The sequence below is a fragment of the Microbispora bryophytorum genome (assembly GCF_006874465.1).
Lineage (GTDB): Bacteria > Actinomycetota > Actinomycetes > Streptosporangiales > Streptosporangiaceae > Microbispora > Microbispora bryophytorum.
Map to the genome: position 1 here is coordinate 246,043 of NZ_VIRL01000010.1, position 6,461 is coordinate 252,503.

3 protein-coding genes and 1 pseudogene are annotated in these 6,461 nt (G+C 71.8%); all 4 read left to right on the forward strand.

Annotated elements, in window-relative coordinates; genetic code table 11:
* Positions 1–167 precede the first annotated feature (167 nt).
* Positions 168–1,346, forward strand: coding sequence for an endonuclease domain-containing protein (locus FLX07_RS19910; protein WP_142572314.1), 1,179 nt, complete (start codon positions 168–170; stop codon positions 1,344–1,346).
* A complete protein-coding gene (locus FLX07_RS36540; RefSeq protein WP_167748315.1) occupies positions 1,339–2,100 on the forward strand; it encodes a hypothetical protein in 762 nt (253 codons plus the stop codon). Before FLX07_RS19910 ends, FLX07_RS36540 begins: the two co-directional genes overlap by 8 nt.
* A complete protein-coding gene (locus tag FLX07_RS37855; RefSeq protein WP_223854237.1) occupies positions 2,097–5,759 on the forward strand; it encodes a helicase HerA domain-containing protein in 3,663 nt (1,220 codons plus the stop codon). Before FLX07_RS36540 ends, FLX07_RS37855 begins: the two co-directional genes overlap by 4 nt.
* Positions 5,760–6,123: 364 nt before the next feature.
* Positions 6,124–6,461, forward strand: a pseudogene (locus FLX07_RS19935) (helix-turn-helix domain-containing protein); the annotation flags it as partial.

The window sequence follows — 6,461 nt, forward strand, 5'->3', positions numbered from 1 at the left end:
CTTCCCCACTGCTCGTGGGCGCGGTGGCCGGGTCCGCCGCGGTAGGCGGTCCCGGCTCTCAGCAGCGTAAAACCGGAAATTCCCGATTTTGTGGACGGTCCCGTCAGTGCCCGATACCCTCTGCCGGGTCAAGATTGTCAGATCTTCAACAACAGGGCGGGAACGGCGTGGCACGCTCGTGGAGGGAGCTTCCCACGGGCCGGGTCGTGTATCTGCACGGCGACCCGGACGCCGTCGCACTTGCGGTCGACCCCCTGCCCGACGACGCGCCCGCGCTGGTCACCTACGTCCCCCGCCCGGCCGGCACCCCTGCCGCCACCGGAACCACTGGGGCCGGCACCACCGGCGCCGGCACCCCGGCGGCCGTGGTCGCCGACGTGCTGAGGGAGCTGGAGTCCGCCGCTCTCGCGATGTTCCCCGCCTGGCTGCCCGGGGCGGACGGCATCACCGGATCCGGCGGCGCGGCCGTCGCCGCCGTCCGCGCCCTCGCCCTGCGCACCGGCTCCGCCACCGGGCACTTCGGGCCCTTCCTCGCCCATCTCGCCGAACGGGCCCTGCGCGAGCGGGCCGCCCCGGGCGAGGTCAGGCGCGGGGTCGTGGCCGGAGGCCGTACGGCGGGCCGGGCCGGGACGTTCCCGCCCGAGATCCGCGCCGCCGGGCTGGCCCGGGTGCTCCGCTCGGGCTACCGGCGGCCGGAGGCCGCGATCCTCGTACGGGTTCCCTCCGGGCTCTCGCCTGCCTCCGAGGAGGTGCTGGTCGCGGCGTGCGAGTGGCTGGCTCACCACGGCGGGTTCGGCGTCTGGCTCACCGGGCCGCCGCCGCGCTCCGTCGACCGGATCGAGACCGTGACCGCCCCGATTCCCGAAGGGGTGGCGGCGCTCACCCGCGAGATCGCATCCGGCGCCCGCGAGGAGTCCGCCCCGCCTGCACTCGCCTTCCCACCGCTCACCTTCCCACCGCTCACCTTCCCGCCGCTCGCCGGATCGCCGCACCCGGGCAGCGCCGCCGAGCGGCGGCTGGAGGCGGCGCTGTCGCCGTGCGCCTGGGCGGCGGGCCGAGAGTGGAACCAGCTCCACGCCTCAGGGCCGCTCAGCAATCCGATCCGCGTCGACCTGCTCTGGCGTGCCGAGCGGTGCGTGGTCGAGATCGACGGCCCCGAGCACCTGTCGCCACTCCGCCTCGCCGCGGACAGCCGGCGCGACCTGAGCCTGCGCCGGGACGGTTACGCCGTCCGCCACTTCACCAACGAGCAGGTGCTGGAACGTCTCGGCACCGTGCTCGCCGAGTTGGAGCGCTTCCTCCACCAGTGCCGCAATGGAACGTTCGAAGGGTCACCCCATGCCTGACGCGTCGCTATCCCAGCGCGAGACCGCCATCCTCCTGCTGCTCATGGCCGAGGCCCGCGAGTTCGCCAACCCGGAACTCAAGGAGCGGTTCGGCTTCGAGATCGGCAAGAAGGAGCGCGAGCACCTGCAGCAGCTCAAGCTGATCGAGGTCGGGAAGAGAGGCCAGGCGTTCACCTGCACGTTGGCCGACGACGGCTGGGCCAGGGCGGCCGCGATGTTCCGTGAGGGCATCCCCAAATCCAGCCGTCTTGCGGCACGACTGCTCGAAGCGGTCGTCCGGGCCATGGCCTCCGGCCTCCAGCGGCACATGGATCGGAGCGGCGCCCCGCTCGCCGAGATCTTCGGCCAGGAGGACCTCGCCCCGGCGGTCACCGAGTCACGGGGTGCGGAACCGTCCGCCGCGCGGGCTGCGGCAGAACCGATCGCGCAGTCTCCGGTCGCGGACGTACCCCCGGTCGCGGACGTGCCTCCGGTCGCGGACGTGCCCCCGGACGCGGACGTCGAGACGTTGATCCGCAAGGCGTACGCACAGCTCGCCGACAAGCCGAACGCCTGGGTCAGCCTGACCCGGCTGCGTCCCCTCCTGGGCGACGCCTCCAGGAACGAGGTCGACACCGTCCTCCGTCACATGATCGGCCTTCCGGACGTTCGCCTGGTGCCCGAGTCCAACCAGAAGATGCTCACCGACGAGGACAGGGGCGCGGCTGTCGTGATCGGGGACCAGGCCAAGCACCTCATCCTGATCGGAGCATGATGACGAGCGACGAACTCGACGCCCTTCGGGCCCTGCGGTTCAACTACACGCGGGTCGCCGACGATGTATGGCGCCCGTTGCCGTTCCATGTCGAGGGGATACACCGGGACGCCGCGCAGGTCATCCTGGACGGCCTGCTGGAGGCGGAGGAGAGCGTCGCCGCGAGCCCCATCGGCGTCGCGATACAGGGCCAGCGGGGTACGGGCAAAACACATCTCCTTGGCTGGGTCCGCCAGAAGGTACACGAAGAGGACGCCTACTTCTTCCTCGTCAGCCTGCTCGACGCGAAGGACTTCTGGGAGAGCGTGCTGCTCTCCATGCTCGACAGCCTCTCCCGGCCGATGGCCGGGGACGGCAGTCAACTGAGGGAACTCCTGTGGCGTCTCTGCGTGCTCGCCGAGGTGCCCCAGGCGGCACGCGGCCCGATCATCGGCGACGTCCCCCTGTCCCGCGCCGACCTGGACGCCTTCATCAACGCCCTGCGTCGATACGACTCGCACGTCGGCCGCGATGTGCAGGACACCGCACGGGCCCTCACCCTGCGCGCCTCGCACGACCTGGCGGCGCAGGACATCGGCGACGCCTACCTCATCTCGGCGCCGCAGGGTGAGCCAGGCGAGCGCGCGGAGTGGGGGTTCCGGACAGTCGGGAAGACACCGCAGGAGATCGTCCACGACCTGTCCATGCTTCTCGCGCTGACCGGTCCCTCCGTCATCGCCGTGGACCAGGTCGACACGCTGATCGCCCAGTCCGCGACCCTCACCGGGGGCGGATCGGCGGAGGACCTCGAGCACCACCGGACGATCGAAAGCGTCGCGGGCGGCCTGATGACCCTTCGCGAGATGACCCGCCGCACGCTGACAGTCCTGTCCTGCCTCCCCCTCACGTGGACGTTGATCGAAGAACACGCCACGGACACCGTCCAGGACCGCTTCCGGATGACCCTGCCGCTGCGGACGATCCCGGACGCGAAGACGGGCCGCGCGCTGGTCGAGAAGCGGTTCGGCGCGCAGTACGGCGCGGCGGGGTTCACGCCGCCGTATCCGACGTGGCCGGTGAAGCCGGAGGCGTTCGAGGAGGCGCACCAGTACACGCCTCGCCAGTTGCTCATCCGGATCGACAAGCACGTCCGGTCGTGCCTCGCGAGCGGGCAGGTCACGGAGCTGGGACGGCTGACCGGCGCACCTTCGAACAAGATCGACCCTAAACCTCGGCCGCGGGATCCGGAACCCGACTTCGGCGAGCTGGACAGGCGGTTCGCGGAGCTGCGGAAACGGGCGGACGTAGCGGAGGCGCTGGACCCGATCACGGAGGACGCCGTGATGCCGCGCCTGCTGTCGGCCGGGCTGTCCGCCTGGATCGCCGAGCAGGGCGAGGACAGGCGGCTTTTCACCCAGGACCCGCCTCCGAGCACGAAGCCGCCCCTGCACGCCCGCCTGCGCCGGACCCTGGACGAGGAGACGGAGAACGAGGCCCACTGGTGCTTCCGCGCCATCTCGGCATCCCATCACACCGCCGCGCTCAACCGGCTGAAGACCGCGTCCACGGCGGCCGGGCTCGACGAGCGGATCCCCGCGCGCAGACTGTTCGTGCTCAGGAACCAGAGCTGGGCCAAGGGACCGGTCACCCAGGAGACCCTGGCCGCCTTCGAGCAGGCGGGCGGCCGGATGCTCCAGATCGAGGAGGACGACCTACGGATCTTCGCGGCGCTCCGTGACCTGGAAGCCGAGAACCGGCCGGACCTCCAGGCGTGGCTCGTCTCCCGCAAGCCGACGAGCGAAGTGAAGCTGTTCGCCGAAGCGCTGAGCGACGCGGCCGTTCCCCGCGTGTCCGGCACCGCACTGTCCGCCCGGCCAAGCCGGTCGCAGGACCGCCCCCAGCGCACCGCCAATCCCGAACGGCGTCTGCTCCGTCTGCAGACGGTGCCAGGACTCGCGACGCTGCCGGTGACCGAAGCGCCGCCCCTGCCCTCCGGTGACACACCCGCCGCTGACACACGGGCCACTGACACACGGGCCACTGACACACGGGCCACTGACACACCGGCCGCGGCCCCCGGCACCGCGCCGTCGCCGGCCTTCGACATCGCGGCGTCCCCGGCCCCCGCCGCCGCTCTGTCGCCGGCCGGTGCGAGCGCCGCGGCTCCCGGCGGCGTCACCCTGGGCCCGGCCGTTCCCGATCTGCAGGTCTGGCCGCCGCTGCCTTTCTCTGAGGCATCGCCGGTCGAAGCCCCGGCCGCGGAGGTACCGGCCGCGGAGGTACCGGCCGCGGAGGTACCGGCCGCGGAGGTACCGGCCGTGGACATGCCGGTCGTGGACGAGCCGGTCGTGGACGAGCCGGTCGAGGCGCCCTTTGCGGAGATGCCGGCCGCGGAGGCGGCGGCCGTTCCCCGCCCGCGCACGCCGCAGCCGGCGGACGAGCCTTCGGCCGCTCCCTACCTGACGATCGGGGCGGCGACCTCGGACGACCGGCCGGTGCGGATCCGGCTGGAGACCCTGCGTAAGCACACGGCGATCTTCGCCGGCTCGGGTTCCGGCAAGACGGTGCTGATCCGCCGCCTCGTGGAGGAGTGCGCCCTTCAGGGAGTCTCGGCGATCGTCCTCGACGCGAACAACGACCTCGCGCGGCTCGGCGACCGGTGGCCGGAGCCACCCGCGGAGTGGGGTGAGGGAGACGCGGCCAGGGCCGACGACTACCTGGCGAACACCGACGTGGTGATCTGGACGCCGCGCAAGGAGTCGGGACGTCCGCTGAGCTTCCAGCCGCTGCCCGACTTCGGCAGCGTCGCCGACGACCCGGACGAGTTCGGCGAGGCGGTGGACGCCGCACTCGCCGCGCTCGTGCCCCGGGCGAAGCTGGAGGCCAAGACGGCAAGGGCCCATCTCGGCCAGGCGGTGCTCCGCGAGGCCGTCGCCCACTACGGACGGCGCGGCGGCACGGGGCTAGGTGGCCTGATCGCCCTGCTCGACGACCTTCCTGACGGCGTGAGCAGTCTCGAAGGGGCGCCCAGGCTCGCGACCGAGATGGCCCAGCACCTGAGGGCGGAGACGATCAGCGATCCCCTGTTCGCGGGGACCGGGACGCCTGTCGATCCGGGCCTCCTGCTGACGCCGCCGGAGGGCAAGCGGGCCCGCGTGTCGGTCATCAGTCTGACCGGCATGACCTCCGACGCCCAGCGGCAGGGCTTCGTCAACCAGCTGCAGATGGCGCTGTTCTCCTGGATCAAGCGGCATCCCGCCGGAGACCGGCCGCTCGGCGGGCTGTTCGTGATGGACGAGGCCCAGACGTTCGCGCCGTCCGGGACGGCGACCGTATGCACCCAGAGCACGCTCGCCCTCGCCGCGCAGGCCCGCAAGTACGGCCTCGGGCTCGTGTTCGCCACCCAGGCGCCGAAGGGCCTGCACAACCGGATCACGGGCAACGCCGCCACCCAGTTCTTCGGCCTGCTCAACGCGCCGGTCCAGATCACGGCGGCGCGGGAGCTGGCCAGGGCCAAGGGCGGCGACGTCCCCGACGTGGCACGGCTGCGGTCCGGCCAGTTCTACGCGGCGTTCGAGGGCGGGTCGTTCACGAAGGTCCGTACGCCGCTGTGCCTGAGCCACCACCCGAGCAGCCCCCTGACGAGCGAGGAGGTCGTGGCCCGGGCGAACCGGTCCTGAGTGAGAGCGCGCGGAGCCGGCGCCGTCCTCGGACGCGACGCCGGCTCCGCTACCGAGTTGCGGGCCGGTGCTCCGGCCTTCGGGCCGGGGGTGAAGGCCCGCGTGGGAGGGCCGCCAAGGCCCGAGCGTGCCCTGACTGTCAGTGTTCGTCCTGCGTTTGCTCGGCGGTTTCGGCGATCGGTACTGGCACGACGGCGGCGATTGTCCGTCCCCGGTTGGTGATTACGTGATCCGGCCGCGTACAGCTGCGTCGTTGAGCACGTCCGCGAACCGGCGGCGCGCTTCCGCGACGCTCATCTCTCCCGAGTCCATGCACGTCATGAAACGCGGCACACGTTCATGCACGTGGATGCACAATTGCTCTGTGCAGCTCCGGTACAACTTCCGCCTCTACCCGACCCCGGGCCAGCGTCAAGCACTGGCCCGGGCGTTCGGGTGCGCGCGGACGGTGTTCAACGACGGGCTGCGCGCACGGCAGGAAGCCCACGCGGCCGGGATGCCGCGCATCTCCGACGGGGAGCTGTCCAAGCGGGTCATCACGCAGGCGAAGAAGACCCCGGAACGCGCCTGGCTGGGCGAGGTGTCGGCCGTGGTGTTGCAGCAGGCGCTGGCCGATCTGATACCGCCTACCGGAACTTCTTCGCCTCGATCTCGGGCAAGCGCAAGGGACCGAAGATCGCCCCGCCCCGATTCCGGTCCAAG